19 protein-coding genes are annotated in these 19,412 nt (G+C 41.3%); all 19 read left to right on the top strand.

Features of this window, described 5'->3' with window-relative positions; translation table 11 throughout:
- Window positions 1-7: 7 nt before the first annotated feature.
- The 19 genes from pth (at window position 8) to HNQ43_RS02135 (ending at window position 19,214) form a co-directional block, all read left to right on the top strand.
- Complete coding sequence (gene pth, locus HNQ43_RS02225) at window positions 8-568, top strand: aminoacyl-tRNA hydrolase (RefSeq protein ID WP_183374354.1); 561 nt, start codon at window positions 8-10, stop codon at window positions 566-568.
- Between the two features lie 12 nt (window positions 569-580).
- A complete protein-coding gene (gene mfd / locus HNQ43_RS02220; RefSeq protein ID WP_244957018.1) occupies window positions 581-3,982 on the top strand; it encodes a transcription-repair coupling factor in 3,402 nt (1,133 codons plus the stop codon).
- Window positions 3,961-4,227 (top strand): RNA-binding S4 domain-containing protein, encoded by a 267-nt coding sequence (locus HNQ43_RS02215; RefSeq protein WP_183374352.1) that lies wholly within the window; start codon window positions 3,961-3,963, stop codon window positions 4,225-4,227. Before mfd ends, HNQ43_RS02215 begins: the two co-directional genes overlap by 22 nt.
- Window positions 4,214-4,633, top strand: a complete 420-nt coding sequence (locus HNQ43_RS02210; protein WP_183374350.1) for a (deoxy)nucleoside triphosphate pyrophosphohydrolase — start codon at window positions 4,214-4,216, stop codon at window positions 4,631-4,633. The genes HNQ43_RS02215 and HNQ43_RS02210 overlap by 14 nt, the downstream gene beginning before the upstream one ends.
- Window positions 4,600-5,808, top strand: coding sequence for an HD domain-containing protein (locus tag HNQ43_RS02205; RefSeq protein ID WP_183374348.1), 1,209 nt, complete (start codon window positions 4,600-4,602; stop codon window positions 5,806-5,808). Before HNQ43_RS02210 ends, HNQ43_RS02205 begins: the two co-directional genes overlap by 34 nt.
- Window positions 5,805-6,629, top strand: coding sequence for an HAD-IIB family hydrolase (locus HNQ43_RS02200; RefSeq protein ID WP_183374346.1), 825 nt, complete (start codon window positions 5,805-5,807; stop codon window positions 6,627-6,629). The genes HNQ43_RS02205 and HNQ43_RS02200 overlap by 4 nt, the downstream gene beginning before the upstream one ends.
- A 91-nt stretch (window positions 6,630-6,720) precedes the next feature.
- Window positions 6,721-7,602 (top strand): YitT family protein, encoded by an 882-nt coding sequence (locus HNQ43_RS02195; protein WP_183374344.1) that lies wholly within the window; start codon window positions 6,721-6,723, stop codon window positions 7,600-7,602.
- 81 nt (window positions 7,603-7,683) lie between these two features.
- The gene (locus tag HNQ43_RS02190; RefSeq protein ID WP_183374342.1) at window positions 7,684-8,049 is read left to right on the top strand and encodes a DUF1934 family protein; all 366 of its coding nucleotides are present in this window, start codon (window positions 7,684-7,686) and stop codon (window positions 8,047-8,049) included.
- Window positions 8,036-9,670, top strand: coding sequence for an arginine--tRNA ligase (gene argS / locus HNQ43_RS02185; RefSeq protein ID WP_183374340.1), 1,635 nt, complete (start codon window positions 8,036-8,038; stop codon window positions 9,668-9,670). The genes HNQ43_RS02190 and argS overlap by 14 nt, the downstream gene beginning before the upstream one ends.
- A 25-nt stretch (window positions 9,671-9,695) precedes the next feature.
- Window positions 9,696-10,031, top strand: coding sequence for a DNA-directed RNA polymerase subunit delta (gene rpoE / locus HNQ43_RS02180; protein ID WP_183374338.1), 336 nt, complete (start codon window positions 9,696-9,698; stop codon window positions 10,029-10,031).
- Window positions 10,032-10,155: 124 nt separating this feature from the next.
- Window positions 10,156-10,986, top strand: coding sequence for an ABC transporter permease (locus HNQ43_RS02175; RefSeq protein ID WP_183374336.1), 831 nt, complete (start codon window positions 10,156-10,158; stop codon window positions 10,984-10,986).
- Between the two features lie 10 nt (window positions 10,987-10,996).
- Window positions 10,997-11,812, top strand: coding sequence for an ABC transporter ATP-binding protein (locus HNQ43_RS02170; protein WP_183374334.1), 816 nt, complete (start codon window positions 10,997-10,999; stop codon window positions 11,810-11,812).
- Window positions 11,809-12,201 (top strand): glycerol-3-phosphate cytidylyltransferase, encoded by a 393-nt coding sequence (tagD, locus tag HNQ43_RS02165; protein ID WP_183374332.1) that lies wholly within the window; start codon window positions 11,809-11,811, stop codon window positions 12,199-12,201. The genes HNQ43_RS02170 and tagD overlap by 4 nt, the downstream gene beginning before the upstream one ends.
- On the top strand, window positions 12,194-14,425 hold the full coding sequence (locus tag HNQ43_RS02160; RefSeq protein ID WP_183374330.1) for a bifunctional glycosyltransferase family 2 protein/CDP-glycerol:glycerophosphate glycerophosphotransferase: 2,232 nt from the start codon (window positions 12,194-12,196) through the stop codon (window positions 14,423-14,425). The genes tagD and HNQ43_RS02160 overlap by 8 nt, the downstream gene beginning before the upstream one ends.
- 14 nt (window positions 14,426-14,439) lie before the next feature.
- Window positions 14,440-15,636: a CDP-glycerol glycerophosphotransferase family protein gene (locus HNQ43_RS02155; RefSeq protein WP_342353950.1), complete on the top strand. Its 1,197-nt coding sequence runs from the start codon at window positions 14,440-14,442 to the stop codon at window positions 15,634-15,636.
- Window positions 15,636-16,736 carry a CDP-glycerol glycerophosphotransferase family protein gene (locus HNQ43_RS02150; protein WP_183374326.1) on the top strand — a complete coding sequence of 367 codons (1,101 nt, stop codon included), beginning with the start codon at window positions 15,636-15,638 and terminating at the stop codon, window positions 16,734-16,736. The genes HNQ43_RS02155 and HNQ43_RS02150 overlap by 1 nt, the downstream gene beginning before the upstream one ends.
- Window positions 16,737-16,853: 117 nt before the next feature.
- Window positions 16,854-17,564: a 16S rRNA (guanine(527)-N(7))-methyltransferase RsmG gene (gene rsmG / locus HNQ43_RS02145; RefSeq protein WP_183374324.1), complete on the top strand. Its 711-nt coding sequence runs from the start codon at window positions 16,854-16,856 to the stop codon at window positions 17,562-17,564.
- Window position 17,565: 1 nt separating this feature from the next.
- The gene (locus tag HNQ43_RS02140; RefSeq protein ID WP_183374322.1) at window positions 17,566-18,339 is read left to right on the top strand and encodes a ParA family protein; all 774 of its coding nucleotides are present in this window, start codon (window positions 17,566-17,568) and stop codon (window positions 18,337-18,339) included.
- A gap of 5 nt (window positions 18,340-18,344) precedes the next feature.
- On the top strand, window positions 18,345-19,214 hold the full coding sequence (locus HNQ43_RS02135) for a ParB/RepB/Spo0J family partition protein (protein WP_183374320.1): 870 nt from the start codon (window positions 18,345-18,347) through the stop codon (window positions 19,212-19,214).
- The last annotated feature ends 198 nt before the right edge of the window (window positions 19,215-19,412 follow it).

The raw sequence follows: 19,412 nt of genomic DNA, 5'->3' as shown, positions 1-19,412 counted from the left end.
CCAGAAAATGAAAGTATGTATCGGATTAGGAAATCCTGGAAGAAAATATGAAAATACAAGACACAATGCTGGATTTATGGTAATGGATCGATTGGCGGATCTTTGTAAAGTCAGTTTCGATCAAGAAAAATTCTCGGCTTATTTTGCCAAAACAAAGATTCAAAATGAAGATGTGATCTTATTGAAACCTACAACTTTTATGAATAACAGCGGCTTTGCTTTGCGTCAATGCATGGATTTTTATAAGATCAGTACACATGATGTTCTAGTGATTTATGATGATGTGGATCTTCCGGTTGGAAAGATCCGACTGCGCCAAAAGGGCAGTGCAGGAGGCCATAATGGAATCAAAAGTATCATTCAATGCATCTTTACGAATGAATTTGATCGTATTCGTGTAGGGGTTGGAAAAAATCCGCAGATCGATATGATCCACTGGGTACTAGGACAATTTCAGGACGATGAAAAAGAACCCTTAAAAGAAGCTGTTGAACAGAGTGCTCAAGCTGCTTATTATTCTTTGACACACTCTTTTATGGATACCATGAATCAGTATAATAAAAAATAAGAAGGAGTTATTTTGAATATCGAGATCTTAGAACGACTACAAAAAGAAGATCTGGTCCAGAACTGTATCGAACCGCATAAATCGATAGGTTCTTTGTCTTTGATGGAAGAAGCTTTGATGTTGACGGCTACTTTTTTAAAGACAAAAAAGACGATGGTCGTTGTAAAGAAAAAACAATATGAAGCCAGCCAGCTCTATCGCCGCATTTCTTTGATGTTGGAGGATGTGCTGCTTTTTGTCATGGAAGAAAGCTTGCGAGTTCAAGCTATCGCAAGCTCTCCCGAAGACAAAAATGAGATGATCTATGCTTTAACTCAGATCGTAGAAAGAAAAAAGCCGTTTCTCTTGATTTGTTCAACGGCTTCTTTTACGCGCTATTTGCCAGACCCGGTTTTTTTCAAATCCAACTGTATGGATCTGAAAATCGATCAAGAGATGGATCTTCATACTTTAAAAGAAAAACTAGTTCGCATCGGATATACTCGTTTGAATTACGTTGACCGTCCTTGTACTTTTGCTGCCCGGGGAGGGATCATCGACATTTTTTCTTTGGAATATGAACATCCGGTTCGAATCGAATTTTTTGATACCCAGATCGAATCAATACGTTTCTTCGATGAGACGACACAGCGAACGATACAAAGAGTATCCGAGATTCATATTTCGCCGGCCACTGATCTTTTATTCTGCGATGAGCAGATTCAAGAAATCAAAGAAAATGTCTTGATTTCTTTAAAAAAAGAAAAAAGTCGGCTCAAAGATGTCCAAGATCAAGAAATGCTTCAAGATCATATTGAAGCCGATTTGCGATATCTGGAAAATTATGAACCCGAAAACATTCTATATTTTTATTTTCCTTATACAAAGACGTATTCTTTGATGGATTATTTGGAAGGAACCATCTATTTTAGTTCCATTGAAGAAGTTCAAAGAGCTTTAAAAAAGCTGAATGAAGATAACATTGCCTATGTCCAGGAACGAGTGCAAGATCATCTGTCTTTGCCAAAATATACACTTTTTTGGGATCTGGAGCGACTGAAAACAGGAAGAAAGACAATTTCCTTTCATGAATTTGCTCATTCGGGTTTTGCGATGACTTCTTTCCAAAGTCTGGAAAAAGCCGTACAGCCTCTTTTGATGCAAATTCAAAGTTTGGATCGAAAAAAGAAGATTTATTTTGCCCTGGAAGAAAAAGAACTTCAAAAGGTCAAAGGATGTTTAGAAGATAATGCGATCGATCTTTCTTATGAAGCCATTGAACCAGAGTTTTATGAAGGCTTTCTCTTACAGGATATTCAAGTTGTGACTGCTAGAGAACTCTTTGTTCAAAATCATATTCATCGTCGATACCAAAAGACCTTTAAAGAAGGAAAGATCATCGAAGATGTGATGGAGTTGGAAAAGGGAGATTATGTCGTTCACGAACAATACGGAATTGGTCAGTATTGCGGAATCGTCACAAGAGAAAACCAGGGAAAAAAATTAGATTATCTCTATATATTATATCGAAACAATGATGAACTTTATGTTCCTTTATCACAGTTTCAACTGGTACGAAAATACATTTCAAAAGAAGGAGCGGGGATCCAGCTTTCTAGTTTGGGAAGCAGTGCCTGGAAAAAGACCAAAGAAAAAGTGTCACAAAAAGTCGAAGAGATCGCGGCACGTTTGGTGGAGCTCTATTCACTGCGAAATGAAGATATTGGATATGCCTTCCCACCAGATGATGCCCTTCAAAAAGAATTTGAAGATGCCTTTTTGTATGAATCGACGCCAGATCAGCTCAGAGCCACTGCTGAGATCAAAAAAGAAATGGAAAAACCAAAACCAATGGATCATCTCTTATGTGGAGATGTCGGTTTTGGAAAAACGGAAGTTGCGATGCGTTGTGCTTTTAAAGCCATTTCCAGCGGGAAACAAGTGGCCTTTTTATGCCCTACAACGATTTTAAGCATGCAGCACTATCAAACTGTCCAACAGCGGTTTGCCGATACGGGAGCTAATATTGCGTTAGTCAACCGTTTTGTTTCAGACCGCGAGATCCATCAGATCCAAAAGGATCTCAAAGCGGGGCGCATCGATATCGTTATTGGAACCCATCGCTTGTTGAATTCGGCTTTCACCTATAAAGATTTGGGATTCTTGATCATCGATGAAGAACAGCGTTTTGGAGTGGAACATAAAGAAAAGATCAAAGAGATGAAGAATACGATCGATGTACTTTCTTTGAGTGCCACACCGATACCGCGAACTTTGCAGATGTCGTTGATCGGAGTTCGTACGATTTCCCAACTCAATACTCCGCCGGCAAGAAGACATCCGATCCAGACTTATATCATGGAAAAGCGCGGCAGTGTGATCAAAGAGATCATTTCTCGAGAACTGGCACGGGAAGGACAAGTTTTCTATTTATATAATCGTGTGGAACAGATCTATATCATCGCCAATCAGCTGCAGGCACAATTTCCAGATGCCAAAGTGGGCGTTGCTCATGGAAAAATGGAAAAAGAAACCATTGAAGATACGATGCTGGCCTTTGCCCAGGGAAAATTTCAAATCTTGGTTTGTACAACGATCATCGAAACCGGTTTGGATATTGCCAATGCGAATACTATCATTATTGAAAATGCCGATCGGTTCGGATTGTCTCAGCTCTATCAGATTCGTGGGCGCGTTGGTCGAAGAGAAAAGATCGCATATTGTTATTTGATGATCCAGCCGGATAAAGAATTGACAGAAACGGCACAGAAGCGTTTGAAATCCATCAAAGAATTCACTCGGCTGGGAAGCGGTTATAAGATTGCCATGCGGGATTTGACCATTCGAGGGGCTGGTGATCTCTTAGGACCGCAACAAGCCGGTTTTATCGATCAAGTCGGACTAGATCTCTATTTGGAAATGTTAGGCAATGCGATTGCCCGTCATAAAGGAGAAGTTCAAAAACCAGAATTGACCAAGAGAGCAAACATAGGATTCCAAGGGCATATTCCAGAAAACTTTACCGAAAATGACGGCGATAAATTATCGATTTATCAGAAGATCAAATCCATCGATCGATATGAAGATCTGGAAGCTTATCAAGAGCGAATCAACGATCTCTTTGGAAAGATCCCTGGTGATGTACGACAGATCTTTGAACAAAAACGTTTTGATCTCTTTGTCAATCAAAAGGGAGTCGAAAGTTTAAAAGAAGAAGATAAAGTCTATGTTTTGACCTTTGATGAACAGTTTTCATCCACATGTGACGGCGTTTCTTTATTTGAAACAATCAACGAGATCAGTCGAACGATCGATCTGGCTCTAAAAAATAAAAAGATACAGATACGGATTCCAAAGAAAAAGAAAAAAGATCTTTTGAATCAAACATTAATGACACTAAAGGAGAAATTCTTATGCGACTCGATAAATTCTTAAAAACAGCGCGGATCCTCAAACGTAGGGAAGCGGCCAAGGAATTGGCTTTGCAGCAGCGAATCTGGGTCAATGATCGGATTGCCAAACCAAGTACAGAGATTCAAATTGGTGACGATATCCGCATTCGTTTTGGATACCGCATCTTAGAAGTCAAAGTGACCGATATCCAAAAACAAGTTTCAAAACAAAATGCTCAAACTTTATTTGAGGTTGTAAAAGAGGAAAAACTGGATGAAGATAATTGATGTCGTTTGCGGTGTTTTGATCCAAGATGAGAAATGTTTGATCGCCAGACGTTCTACCGGAGATTCCATAGGAAAATATGAGTTTCCCGGCGGAAAAGTAGAAGCTGGAGAAACTAGAGAAGAAGCCTTGGTTCGCGAGTTCAGAGAAGAGCTGCAGATCGACTTGGATCAGTTATATTATTTGGATCACAGTGTAGATATACAAAATGAAAAAGAAATCAGACTGACGTGTTTTGTATGTTCTTCTAAAGAAAAACCCGTAAAGAGCACGGCACATTCCAATCTGATTTGGACAACGCCGGAACATATTTATGATTATGATTTTTTTGAAGCGGACCGTGGACTGGTCCAAACTTTACAGAAGGAGTGGCTATGGCTCAAAAAACAGATGAAACCAAAGTTTTGAGAGATCCGATCCATGGATACATCCATGTGAATGATCAGGTGATCTGGGAATGCATCAATGCCCGTGAGTTTCAACGGCTTCATCGCATCCATCAGCTGGGAGGCGATTTTCAAGTCTATCATACTGCGGAACATTCCCGTTTTTCCCATAGTTTAGGGGTTTATGAGATTACCCGACGAATGATTTTTGAAGTTCAAAGCTTATCCCAAGCGTTGAATGAAGAAGAAAAGATCGAAGTTCTCTGTGCCGCTTTACTGCATGATCTTGGACACGGACCATTTTCACATTTTTTTGAAACGATCACCCAGATTCCGCATGAGCAGATGACAACTTCTTTGATCTTGGATCCAAAAACACAAGTACATCAAGCTTTGGTCAAGGTCGATTCTCAACTTCCCAAACGAGTGGCGGGAATTATCAATCATACGCATCCTAAGGCTATTTTATCGCAGATCATCTCTTCGCAGCTGGATGCGGACCGGATGGACTTCTTGCTTCGCGATGCTTATGAGACGGGAACAAGCTATGGAACGTTTGACTTAGAGAGAGTGTTGCGGACCCTTCGTGTCCATGAAGGCAAACTCTGTGTAAAAGAAAGCGGCATGCATTCGATCGAAGACTACATCATGGCAAGATATCATATGTACTGGCAAGTTTATCTGCATCCGGATGCCAAGAGTTACGAAAACCTGATACGGATATTTTTTGTGCATTATTTAAAACAAGAAAAAGTATCGATTCCGATCTTTGAACCTTTGAAACAAAAGAGATTGTCCAATGAAGATTTTATCTTGATGGATGAATATCGATTGATGGTCGGGTTCCAGGAAGCTCTTCGTTGTTCAGATCCGCTCTTAAGAGATCTGGCATGTCGTATCTTGGATCGCCATCTGTTTGGATGGATCGAAGATCCTGAATGGGATCAGGAACAAAAAATCAAAGATAAACTGCAAGACATCGGGCTGGATCCGGCAATCTATACAATTGAAGAAATATCGCAATCCAAGGCATATCTTCCTTATCAGGAATCCGATGAAAACACAACGATATGGATATTGAATTCGAAATCCAAACTGGAACCTTTATCTTCTTGTTCAGAAATTGTTAAAGCATTATTAAAAATGCCCAACACGACAAAAAAGAGATTTTATTTCGCAAAGGAAGCACTGCAATGAAAAAGATACAATGGATCATCAGCGATTTGGACGGCACTTTATTTAACGATCAAAAAAATATTTCCAGATTCAATCAAGAAAAAATCAAAGCTCTTTCCTGTTATAAAATTCCATTTGGAATCGTGACCGGACGACCGGTAAAACAAGTGGCAGAACGCTTGCGGAAGATGGAACTCGATTCTTATGTCTCTTTTATCATCGGGATGAACGGCGGTTCTTTTTTGGATCTTTCCACAAAGAAGCTTCAAGTTTTTCATCCTTTAGAACAAAAAACAATTCAAACGATCATAGATCATCATCAAGATTTGGACATCTGTTTTCAAGTGCTAGAAAATACGACACGGTATGTCAATCGTTCGACACCGCAATCTCTGGCTTATACGCATCGATGCAAAGAAAACGAAGAAGTCGTAGACTTCTTTGCGTATTGCCAAAGTCATCCCATCTTAAAACTGATGATCTATTGTGATCCTGAAAAGATGGATATGCTTGTTCAAAGAGCCAAAATGTTATCATTGCCGGATTGTCGGGGCATTCAAACGGATGATTGTATGTTTGAATGGATGGATCACAGAATCCATAAGGGAGCGACTTTAGAATATGTGGCGGAAGTTCTCGGCTTGCCGCTGTCTTCTTGTCTTGCGTTTGGAGATGCGGATAATGATCTGGAAGTTTTTGAAAGAGCTGGAGTCAGTATCTGTGCTCGCAACGGAACAGGGAAGGCGAAAGAAAAAGCCATGATCGTCTCTTCCTATACGAACGAAGAAGATCTGGTGGGGCGTGAAATACAAACGTTGATGACAAATGATTTTCAATTGTAAACAAAACTAGAAAAATATCTTAAAATTGTGAACATATAGTTGAATTTTAGAATCAAAAAGGCTAGTCTAATAAAGGATTTGGAGAACGATTATGATACGACAGATTCATGAACTCGAAAAAAACCAGAAAATTCATCTTGTGATTTCTGTAATCCTGATCATCGCCAGTGCTTTGATCCAATCGTATATCATGCAGGTCTTTATGGATCCATGTAATTTGTTGTCTGGGGGATTTACAGGAATCTCGATTTTGATCAGCCGCATCACAGCGTTAGTGGGATTTGATTTTCCCGTCTCGGTAGGGATCATTCTTTTGAATCTGCCGGCCGCGATCTTGTGCTATAAACAGCTCTCGAAGCGGTTTACGTTTTTGAGCTGTCTGCAGTTTGGCCTTGTTTCTCTTTTCTTGGAAATCTTACATTTTGAACCCTTCTTTGATGATCAGACTTTGAATGTTCTGTTTGGGGGATTGCTCTGGGGATTCTCGATAGCGATGGCTTTGCGTGCCGGAGGATCTACCGGGGGAACAGACTTTATTGCGCAATATGTATCCAATAAGATCCATAAAGGAATATGGGATTATATTTTTGCTTGCAACTGCATCATGTTGATCATCTTCGGAGCGATTTTTGGCTGGGTCTATGCCGGATATTCCATTGTATTCCAGTTCTTATCCACCAAAGCTGTCTCCAGTCTTTATCAGCGATATAAACAGATCACATTGGAGATCATGACCAAAGATCCCGAACCGATTATTGAGACGTTTATGGAAACTTGTCATCACGGCATGAGTATCTTTGAAGGATATGGCGGTTACAGCCACAGCAAGATCTTCGTCTGCAAGGCAGTCGTCAGCACATACGAAGTACAAGATGTGATTTATCATATTCGCAAGACCGATCCGAATGTGATCATCAATACATATCATACGGCTAATTTTTACGGACGTTTTTATCAAAAACCGCTGGATTAGAACGATTAGGCGAAAGACAAGTTCTTTCGTCTTTTTCTTTTTCTTTGCATTTTTGTATTTTTATGATATATTTTCTGCGCTATGGTTCAAATTCGTCTGTTGGATCTTCAAAACGATCAAGTCATCTTTTCTGGAAATGCCAATTCCATTGACCGGCCTAAGGGTGTTCATTGGGAATTTGGCCAGTATGTATGGAAAGTCTATGAAGATATATTGATCATCGATAGTCAAGGAGAAGTCCATGTCCATCTGATCTGTCAACAAGGGAAACCGACGCAGGCAAAGATTCAAACCGAGTATGGAGAAATCCGCTTGCATTGTGAGACGAGTCTATATACAATAAATGAACGTTCTATCGAAGTGCAATATACATTGAAAATGGAAGAACAGATCGAACACTTTCATTTTCGTCTAGAAATAAAGGGGGCCAACTATGCATTCCATTGAAATTGAATTGAAACAGGCCATTGCCTCAAGCATTGAAAAGGCTTTTGGGATCCAGAGAGATTTGGATCAGATCGTGATCGAAACACCAAAACAAAAAGGGCATGGAGACTATTCAACGAATGCCGCCATGCAGTTGACAAGGATCCTAAAACAAAATCCGCGTCAGATTGCTGAAAAAATCTTGGAAAATTTTGAACAGGAAGATGTTTCTTCGGTAGAGATCGCAGGACCTGGATTCATCAACTTTACTCTATCAAGCAAACGATATACGAAAGTCATTGAAGAAGTATTAGAGAAAAAAGAAAAGTTTGGAACTCAGCCTTCAAACGGAATCAAAGTCGATCTGGAATATGTCAGCGCCAATCCGACAGGCTCTTTGCATTTAGGACATGCCCGCGGAGCAGCCTGGGGTGACAGCTGTGCCCGCATCTTAAAAAAAGCCGGTTATGATGTGACAAGAGAGTATTATGTCAACGATGCCGGCAATCAGATTACCAATCTGGCCTTATCATTGAATGCCCGTTATCGTCAGGCTCATGGCATAGAGACCGAAATCGGACAAGATGGATATTTGGGAGAAGATGTTCGCCAAAAAGGATTTGAGCTTGCTCAACAATACCCGAATGAATATTTGGAACCGACACCGGAAAATCTGGCATTCTTCCGTAAAGAAGGGATTGCCTTTGAACTTGATAAGATCAAAGAAGATCTTCATGAATATCGTGTCGAATTTGATGTCTGGTCCAGCGAGCAGGCCATCCGGGATGCCGGTAAAGTGGAAGAAGCTTTACAGATCCTGGAAAAAGAAGGTTATACGTATCAAAATGAAGGTGCTTTGTGGTTTGCCACAACAAAATTTGGAGATGATAAAGACCGCGTACTTCAAAAAAGTGACGGATCGTATACATATCTGGTTCCGGATATCGCTTATCACAACGATAAATATCAGCGCGGTTTTGATCAGTTGGTCGATTTCTTTGGAGCCGATCATCATGGATATATTCCTCGTCTAAAAGCCAGTATGCAGGCATTGGGCAACGATCCAAACAAGCTGGAAGTGGATATCATTCAGATGGTTCGATTGGTCTCTAACGGAGAAGAAGTCAAAATGTCCAAACGTTTGGGCAATGCGACGACGATCTCGGAATTGGTCGAAAGTGTTGGCGTGGATGCTGCACGGTATTTCTTTGTACAGCGGGCTTTGGATTCGCATTTGGACTTTGATGTCGAACTCGCTAAAAAGAAATCCAATGAAAATCCTGTCTATTATGCTCAATATGCTCATGCTCGTATGTGTTCGATCCAGAAACAGGCGAAAGATTTGGCAATTGCCGGCCACTTTGATCGTTTAAATCATGAAAAAGAGATCGAGCTGATGAAGGGACTGCAGGAATTCAATAAAGTGATCATCGAAAGTGCACGCACAAGACAAGTTCACAAAGTCTGTCATTACATTCAAGATCTTGCCGGGCGTTTTCACAGTTTCTATAACGCCTGCAAGGTGATCGATCCGCAGGATCCGGATCTGTCCGGCCAGCGTTTAGCGCTTGTGAAAGCGACACAGATCGTCTTGGCGAATGCTTTAGATTGTATTGGCGTAGAAGCCGTTGAATCGATGTAAGAGTTTTAAAGGAGATTTAAGTTTTATGAAACAGTCAATGACCGATGTTGCCTATGAGTTTTTAAAAGAAGGCAATGACGCAATGCCGTTTATTGAACTCTGGACACGCGTATCTCATGCGATGGGGTTCAATGAAAGTCAGTTTGATGACAATATTGCGCAGTTTTATACCGATCTGTCTATTGACGGGCGTTTCTTCTCGATGCCCGGAAACAGCTGGGATCTGAGAAGCCGTCATACCTATTCGGAAAGTGTGATGGATACCGATTCGATCGCAATCGATGAGGATGGAGACGAGAGCGAAGAGCTGTTGGATCCAGAAGAAGAAACTAAAGAAGTATCTGACGAAGAAGAGTCATGATTTCGTTATCTTTGCGTTCTATTCTTAGATCGGAAAGGAGATAGGATGCGCAACCGGGGTCTGCCAGCGGCAGGCCCTTTACTTAATTTTTGATATAGAATACAATGAAAAACGAGGAAAATCTATGTTTAAAAGTATACAGTATGTGATTCGTGAAAACTTGTCCAATCTGTTTCGGATCTACTCGATCTCCAAATATGAATTGCTGGCGGACATGCGGGATTCAAAATTCGGGATCTTTTGGAATTTCGCATCCCCGGCGATCCAGGTTTTTACTTACTGGCTGATCTTTGGGGTGGCTTGGGATCGTAAACCGATCGAAGTCAAAGGGATCTCTGTTCCTTATCTTCCCTGGCTGGTGGTGGGATATGCGATCTGGTGGTTCATTCAGCCTTGTATTCAAAAAGGATGCAGTGCGATCTTTTCCAAGACCGGCGTGATCACGAAGATGAAGTTTCCTGTTTCGGTTTTGCCGGCTACGATTGTCTGTAAAGAATTGTTCAATCACGGCTGTATGTTGGTGATCATGTTCGTCACCTTGTTTCTTTGCGGGTATACGCCGAATATAAATTGGCTGTGGATCTTGTATTATATGTTTTGTGCTTTCGCCTTTTCTGAAAGCGTATCTTTGATCCTTTCGGTGTTAACGATGTTGTGGCGCGATATCAAGAAACTGGTGACCAGTCTGATTCGAATGTTCATGTATTTTTCGCCGGTGATCTGGGAATGCTCTTTTTCGTCGAGCGTGCCCTTTGCCCATATTTTGAATTCCATCATGAAACTCAATCCGGTTTACTATATCATACAAGGCTATCGCGATGCGATCTTCTATGGGCAGAGCGTCTTTGATCATCCCCTTTTAACTTTGTATTTTTGGGGCGTCGTATTGATCTTGTTTGCGATCGGCTGTGCTTTGATGTTTAAATTCAAGAAGAAATTCATCGATCTGATCTAGAGGGGAAACTATGACGGAATACGCAGTGAAAGTAGATCATGTATCGAAGATCTACCAGTTAAAAAATAAAGATGGTTCGCACGCGACAAAACAGTTTTATGCGCTGCAGGATCTGTCTTTTCAAATCAACCAGGGGGATGTCGTCGGTATTTTGGGAACCAACGGATCGGGAAAATCGACTTTGTCTTTGATCTTGGCTGGAATTAGCGATATTGATGAAGGATCTTTAGATATCCGGGGAGAACAGGCGTTGATTGCGATCAATACCGGTTTGAATCCGCAGCTTACCGGGGAAGAAAATATCAAAGTTAAGGGCGCTTTGCTGGGATTAAAGAAGAAAGAAATCGAACAAATCACGCAAAGTGTGATTGATTTTGCGGAACTGGGAGATTTCTTATATCAACCGGTCAAAAAGTATTCCAGCGGAATGAAATCGCGTTTGGGCTTTTCGATCTCGCTGGCTTTGGATCCGGACATCTTTATTGTTGATGAGGCCTTATCGGTAGGAGATAAAGGATTTGCGAAAAAATGTATGGATCATATGATGAAATTACGTGATGATCAAAACAAGACGATTTTCTTTGTATCGCATTCCATGTCGCAAGTCCGCAAGTTTTGTCAGACCGGATTATGGATCGAAGGAGGCAAGCTGCAAAGGATCGGTCCGATCCAGGAAGTCTGCGATGAATACGAAGCTTATGTCAATGAGCTGAATGCCTTGGATGCCAAGGAGAAGAAAAAAGTGTTGAAAAAGAAATTTGATCAGCGGCTCATACCGATCCAAAAGAAAGGATTCTGGGCCCGGCTGACAGGAGGGATAAAATGAAAACCGTGATCACTTATGGAACCTTTGATCTCTTTCATATCGGACATTTGAATCTGTTGAAAAGAGCTAAGGCGCTAGGAGACTATTTGATCGTTGCCGTCAGCAGCGACGAATTCAACTTGGGCAAAGGAAAAGTTTGTCAAATCAAAGATACTGATCGTATGCAGATCGTAGAAGCCATCCGTTATGTGGATAAAGTGATTCCGGAGACAAGTTGGGAACAAAAGATCGAGGATGTAAAAAAATATCATGTTGACGTCTTTGTGATGGGTGACGACTGGAAGGGAAAGTTTGATTTTCTGAAGGATTATTGTGAAGTGGTGTATCTGCCTAGAACGGAAGGAATTTCAACGACGCAGTTGAAAGATGAGCTCAAACACAATGACTGATCTTACTGTCATATTGCCTTTTCACGATTATCCTCATTATTTGAAAGAAGCTTTGCGATCCTTAAAGGAGTCACAATATTCCAATTTTAAAGTTCTTTTGATTCTGGACCATCCTCCTGTGGATATTACACCAGTCCTTGAAGATTTTAGCGAACTTGATTTGAAAGTGATCCAATTAGAAGAAAAGAAGGGTACAGCGGCTTGCCGCAATGCGGGAATCCGTGCTTGTGAAACTAACTATCTCTATTTTCTGGACAGTGACGACTATGTCTTGGAATCAACATTTTCGAAATTGATGGAAAATGTGCAAGAACAGGATCTGGTCTATGGAACGGTCCGCAACACTTGGAACAACAAAGCGAATTTTATCGAAAAGATCCAGAAAGAGGAAATTGATGAAGAGGATCAGCTCGAAAAAGAACAGGCACGACAGGAAAAGATCCAGAGTGCTTTAGATCGTTTTTCGCAGTCTGATCCCCAACAGATCAAAGCTCTTTATCATACATTGATCAAGCGCAGCGGATTTCAGAAAGTCACATGTCTTGGCAATCTTTATCGGACAAAGTTTCTGGTGGAGAATGATTTGTATTTTGAAGAAGATCTTCGCTATTTCAGCGATCAGATCTTCCTTTCGCGTGTCTTGGAAAAAGCCCGGACTTTTTTAGAAGCACCGGATGCCTGGTATGTGAAACGCAAGCATAACGATCCAATCCATGAACCAAGTCTGGATCAGGAGGACAGTGAAGACCGGTTTGAAGAACGCTGCCGCAGTGTGGAGATTGCCCGAAATTATTTGGATCAAAACGGGCCGGTTCGGTACAGCCTGGATCGCAAGCTGATTCGTTATTATTCAAAACAAATGATTCGTCATATTCGTCGTTCAAAGGAAGAAAAATGGAGAACGACTTACTTTGAGAGGATCCAAAAAACGATTGCGGACAGTGCGCCGCAAGCATTGGATGAATTGAGCCGGTCAACAAAGGGCCTGGTTCTGCCTTTGATCGAAGGCGATCTGAAAGGGGTCCAAAGAGCGATCCGCTGGCGTTTTGGCAAGGGGAAACTAGCTTCCATTTTGAAGAAAAAAAACAAGAATACACTTTATAAACTGGCTTATTATCATCGTTATCTCAAACTGCCGATCAAAGAAAACGTAGTGCTGTTTGAGACATTTATGGCGAAAAATTATTCCGATTCCCCTAAATATATCTATGAAGCTTTGCAGAAGATGGCGCCAGGAAAATATGAATGTGTCTGGGCGATCAACGGCAATCATGATATTCCTTATGGGGCCAAGTGTGTTAAGCGCTTTTCTTTTCAGTATGCTTATTATTTAGCTGTGAGCAAATATCTGGTCTTTAATGTCCGCCAGCCATTATGGTATCGCAAACGGGAAGGGCAAGTTTTCTTGGAAACGTGGCATGGAACACCGTTAAAGCGTTTGGTTTTTGACCAGGAAGAAGTAACCAGCGCCTCTCCAAAATATAAAGAACAGTTCTATCGTCAACGTCAGGAATGGGATTATCTGGTCAGTGCCAATCCATTTTCATCGAAGACTTTCCGCAGCTGTTTTCTGTATGAGGGCAAGATGCTGGAATATGGATATCCGAGAAATGATATCCTCTATGCACCGAATATCGATCAGAAAGCCCAGATGTTAAAAGAAAAGCTGGGGATTCCTAAAGATAAAAAGACGATACTTTATGCGCCTACTTGGCGGGATGATGAACATTATGGCAAGGGTGAGTATAAGTTTACCTTGGCTTTGGATCTGCAGAAGATGAAGACGCTGCTCGGGAAAGACTATGTTCTTTTATTGCGGACGCATCATTATATTGCGGATAAGATCGATACGACGGGCCTGGAGGGATTTGCGTATAATTTGAGTTCGTATGATGATATTTCGGAGATCTATTTGATTACGGATATCTGCATTACGGATTATTCCAGCGTTTTCTTTGATTTCGCAAATTTGAAACGGCCGATTTTGTTTTATACATACGATATTGAAAAATATAAAAATCAGTTAAGAGGATTCTATATCGATATGCATACCGAAGTGCCGGGGCCTTTATTATATACGAGTGAAGAAGTGATCGATGCGATCTTACATATTGATCAGATCCAAAAGCGCTATGCCAAGCGCTATGAAGAATTCTATGATCGGTTCTGTTGTTTTGACGACGGACATGCCAGTGAAAATATTGTAAAAGAAGTGTTTCAATAGAGTAGGAGGCTATGATGTTCTTTCTGCGACTGCTCAAAAAATGGGCCGGAAAAGAGATCCGTCTTTTATACAAACTGTTGTATCGGTTTGTTTCAATCGATGATAAACTGGTGATCTTTATCTCATTTCATGGGCGAGGATATTCCGATAATCCCCGGGCCATCTATGAAGCGATGATCCAAGATCCCAGATGGCAAGGTTATCGTTTTATCTGGTTTATCAAGCACCATAAAAAGAAGGCAATTTCGATTCCCAATGCCCAGATCAAAGAGTATTTCAGCTTTTCTTATTTTTATCATTTATCTAAAGCGAAGTTTTGGGTCGTTAATTGCAAGCTTCCTCTTTATATCTGCAAGAAGCCGGAGCAAGTTTATTTACAGACGTGGCATGGGACGCCTTTGAAGCGGCTGGCCCATGATATCGATGTGGCAGAAGATACGACTTTTTATCGCTCGGCTGTGAGTTATGAACAGATGTGTCATAGCTATGATGTCGATGTGGCGCGGTATAACTATATGATCTCTCCCAATGCTTTTTGTACAGAAGTCTTTCCGCATGCCTTCGGGATCGATCCGCAAAAACTGGTGGAAACCGGGTATCCGCGCAATGATTTTATCGTCAACGCGACCAAAGAACAGGTTCTTTCCATCAAAAAACAACTGCAGCTTCCTCTGGATAAAAAGATCATTCTCTATGCGCCGACTTGGCGGGATAATTCCTATGTCAGTGCCGGGTATACTTTTGAACTAAAAGCGGATTTTCATTTGTGGAAAAAGATCTTTGGCGAAGACTTTATCGTATTGTTCAAGCCGCATTATTTGATCATCAACAAATATCAGAACGATCCTTCTTTAAAGGGGTTTTTATATTCGATACCGGCGACGGCAGAAATCAACGAACTGTATGTGATCAGCGATGTTCTGATCACAGATTATTCCAGTGTCTTCTTTGATTATGCAATTCTAAAAAGACCGATGTATTTTTATATGTATGATCTGGAAAATTATGCCAGTGATCTTAGAGGTTTTTATCTTGATATCACCAAAGACCTTCCGGGAGCGATCTACCGCCGTGAAGAACCGCTTTGTCAGGATATCAAGGCAGGCGTTTATGATCGAACCAGACTGGATGATTTTTCAAAACGTTTCAACAATCTGGATGACGGACAAGCTTCAAAACGCGTTCTGGATCTGTTGGCAGGAGAACAATGATGCAGCTGGAGAAATGGATCTTAAAAATCGTATTGGGAATCTTGGATATTTTAACTTTTTGGCTGAGGCCGCAGCCTAAACGCATCACCTTTATCAGCATGACCATGGATCACTTGAGCGCAGATCTGGCTTTGATCGATCAGGCTTTAAAAAAGGAAGCAAAATATCAGATCCATTATGACTTGATGCAGATTCAAAAGACGCTCTGGGGAGATTTTCTCTATTTTCTAAATCTTTGCCGGCAGATGATCGAAATCAAAAAGAGTCAGCTCGTGATCTTAAATGACAACAATTACATCGTTTCTAACTATAAACCCAAAGGCACGAAAGTCTTGCAAGTATGGCATGCTTGCGGAGCCATTAAAAAGTTTGGAAATCAAATTGAACGCTCCTATGAAATCAAAGGATACGATGCGGTTCTTTGCAGCTCTGAGTATTGGAAAAAAATCTATGCCGAAGCTTTTGAAGTTTTGCCTTCTCAGGTTCATGTGACCGGAATGCCGCGAATCGATGAATTGATGAATAAACAAAAGCAGGAAAAACAGAAGGATGCCTTTTTGCGGAAACATCCGACTTGCCAAAATAAGAAATGCATCTTATATGCACCGACATTTCGCGGCAATATCGTAAAAGGATTTCAAGTGGCAAGCTTTGATATTTCAAGTGTCTTGGATTCTTTAGGAGAGGATTACGTGATCCTTTATAAGTTTCATCCGCTTTTGCCATCTGTATCGGTCGATCATCCAAGAGCTGTGGATTGCCAAAAAGAAGATCTCTATACCTTGATGACTTTAAGCGATGTTCTCATCAGCGATTATTCGTCTGTGATTTTAGATTATTCGCTGTTGCGCAAGCCGATGATTGCCTATATCGATGATCTGGAAGAATATGAAAATACGGTCGGCTTGAATATTGATTATCAAAAGGAATTTCCAGGGGCAATCTGCTGCCGGGAAAAAGAATTGATTCAGGCTCTGAAAGACCTTAAGATGGATTCTGAACAGAATGTCTTTCAAGAAAAATATATGACATATGCAGATACGCACAATACACAAAGAGTTGTTTCATTGATTGAACAATTGATGCAGGCCGCCCATTAGGGTGGCTTTTTTTAGCTGAAATCAAAGAACAAATTTTAAAACTGACATAAATGATGTTGGTACTTGCGATAGAGTGTCTCTAGGAAACAAAAACGATCTTTGATATAATGTCTTCACATGGAAAAAGTAATAGACGCAAAAACATTTCAGCTGGCTTGTCAGGAAAACGGGATCTCTGTCAGCGAACAGCAGTTAGAACAATTACAGAAGTATATGGATCTGCTTCTGGAATGGAATGAAAAGATGAATCTGACGGCAATTACCAAGCCGGAGGAGATTTGGTCGAAACATTTTTTAGATTCGATTCTTCCTTTCAAAGATTGTCATCTTGTTTCTTTTTGTGATGTCGGCAGCGGAGCGGGTTTTCCTTGTCTGCCGTTAAAGATCGTGTTTCCACAGTGGGATTGTACGATGATCGAACCGCTGCAGAAGCGGTGCCGTTTTTTAGAACATGTGATCGATACATTACAGTTGGAAAAAATTCGGGTCATCAATGCCCGGGCGGAAGATGTGGCGAAAGAACATCGGGAGCTCTTCGACTGTATCAGCGCTCGAGCAGTCGCTCGTTTATCGATCTTGTTGGAGCTGTGTGCGCCGCTTTGTAAGGTCAACGGAAAAATGATCTTCTTAAAAGGAAAAAGCGGATTGGAAGAACTTCAGGAAGCAAGAGAGGCTTTGAAGATCTTACAGATTCGCTTTGACCGGGAAGAAACTGTACAGATCGAAGAGGCAGCACATATCAATTTGTATTTTACGAAAGAAAAAAAGACTTCGAAAAAATATCCTCGTCCCTATGGACAGATCAAGAAGAAGCCTTTAGGGGGTTAATATGTCAAAAGTGATTGCCATATCCAATCAAAAAGGCGGTGTAGGAAAAACTACGACCGCGATCAATTTAAGCAGCGGGCTGGCGTATATGGGAAAAAAAGTACTGCTGGTGGATCTGGATGCACAAGGCAATGCCACACAGGGCTTGGCGGCTTTATCGCATCGCGGGCAGCTCAGCATTCATAATGCTCTTTTGGAAAAGGAACCGATCGAACATGTGATCGTGCATAAACAAGAACCGCCCATCGATATCGTTCCGGCCAATATTATGCTGGCGGGGGCAGATCTGGAGTTAGATAAGATCGGAAACGGTAAAGAACAGGTTCTTAAACAAACTTTAGCGCCTGTGCGCGACCAGTACGACTATATCATCATCGATTGTCCGCCGAGTTTAGGAATTTTGAATACCAATGCCTTGACGGCAGCAGACAGTGTATTGATTCCGGTACAGTGTGAATACTATGCCCTGGAAGGAGTGACTCAATTATTATTGACGATTCGTCTGGTGCAGCAGCTCTATAATCCGGATCTGAGAATTGAAGGAATTCTGATGACGATGTTTGATATTCGGACGAAGTTAAGTGTGGAAGTTTCTCAAGATGTTCGTCAAAATTTTGGGAAACAAGTCTATCAGACCAGTATTCCGCGAAATATCAAATTATCGGAAGCGCCATCGAGGGGAATGTCGATTTTTGAATACGATGTTTCCAGCTCTGGAGCGAAAGCTTACGGAGATCTGACTAAAGAATTGATCAAACGCAATGAAAGAGGGTGACTTTCATGGAAAATAAACGTCTGGGCAAAGGTTTGAATCAACTGTTTGGCCAAGATGTTACCAAGATGTTGGATGAGATCCAAAACGGAGAGGTCCATACAGAATCGCAACAACAGGCTAAGATCAAAGTGGCGGATATTCGTCCCAATCCATATCAGCCGCGAAAGGTCTTTGATGATCAGGCATTACAGGAGCTCAGTCAAAGCATTCAGCAGCATGGTGTTTTTACACCAATCTTAGTGAAAAAAAGTATCCAGGGCTATGACTTGATTGCCGGTGAACGGCGTCTGCGAGCCAGTAAACTCGCAGGTTTAAAAGAGATCCCGGCCATTGTTGTGGAAATGAGCGATCAGGAGATGATGGAGATCGCTTTGTTGGAGAATATTCAGCGTGAGGATCTCAATGTCATTGAAGAAGCCAAGGCGTATGAACAGCTGATGCATCGTTTGGAATATACCCAGGAACAACTGGCAAACCGTGTGGGAAAATCTCGTGAACATATTACGAATACTCTTCGTCTTTTAAAATTGCCGGATGATGTACAGGATCTGGTAGTGCAAAAGAAGCTGACGATGGGACACGTTCGAGCTTTGTTGGGATTAAAAAACGAAGACGATATGCGAAAGGTCGCCAAACAGGCTATCGAACAAGGATTGTCTGTTCGCAAGGTAGAACAGATCGTCAAAGACAAAATGTCGAAAAAGGAAGAGGTCAAACCGGAACAAAATCTTTATGTTCGGGATGTGAAAAATCGGATGGAAGAATTTTTCCAGACTTCGGTCCATATATCTAATCATTCGGTATCTATTCATTATGAAGATGTCAATGATCTGAATCGTTTATTAGAACTGTTAGGACTGGTAGAGGAAGCTTAGTGCTTCCTTTTTAATTGTCAAACACCGCTACTTTCTGTATAATGGACCCATTCATGGAGAAACAGAAAGAACATAGCGCCAGGACTGTCTAGTACAGTTGACGAGGACCAGGTTTTTCGAAAGATTCGGCGGGTGACCTGGAGGCTGGATACGGCCTGAACAATGGACAAAACCCATTCGCGAGAATGAAACAAATCC

Source organism: Faecalicoccus acidiformans (genome assembly GCF_014202635.1).
Taxonomy (GTDB): domain Bacteria; phylum Bacillota_I; class Bacilli_A; order Erysipelotrichales; family Erysipelotrichaceae; genus Faecalicoccus; species Faecalicoccus acidiformans.
The sequence above is the reverse complement of the archived record's forward strand: the minus strand, read 5'-3'. Positions and strand labels throughout refer to the sequence as shown.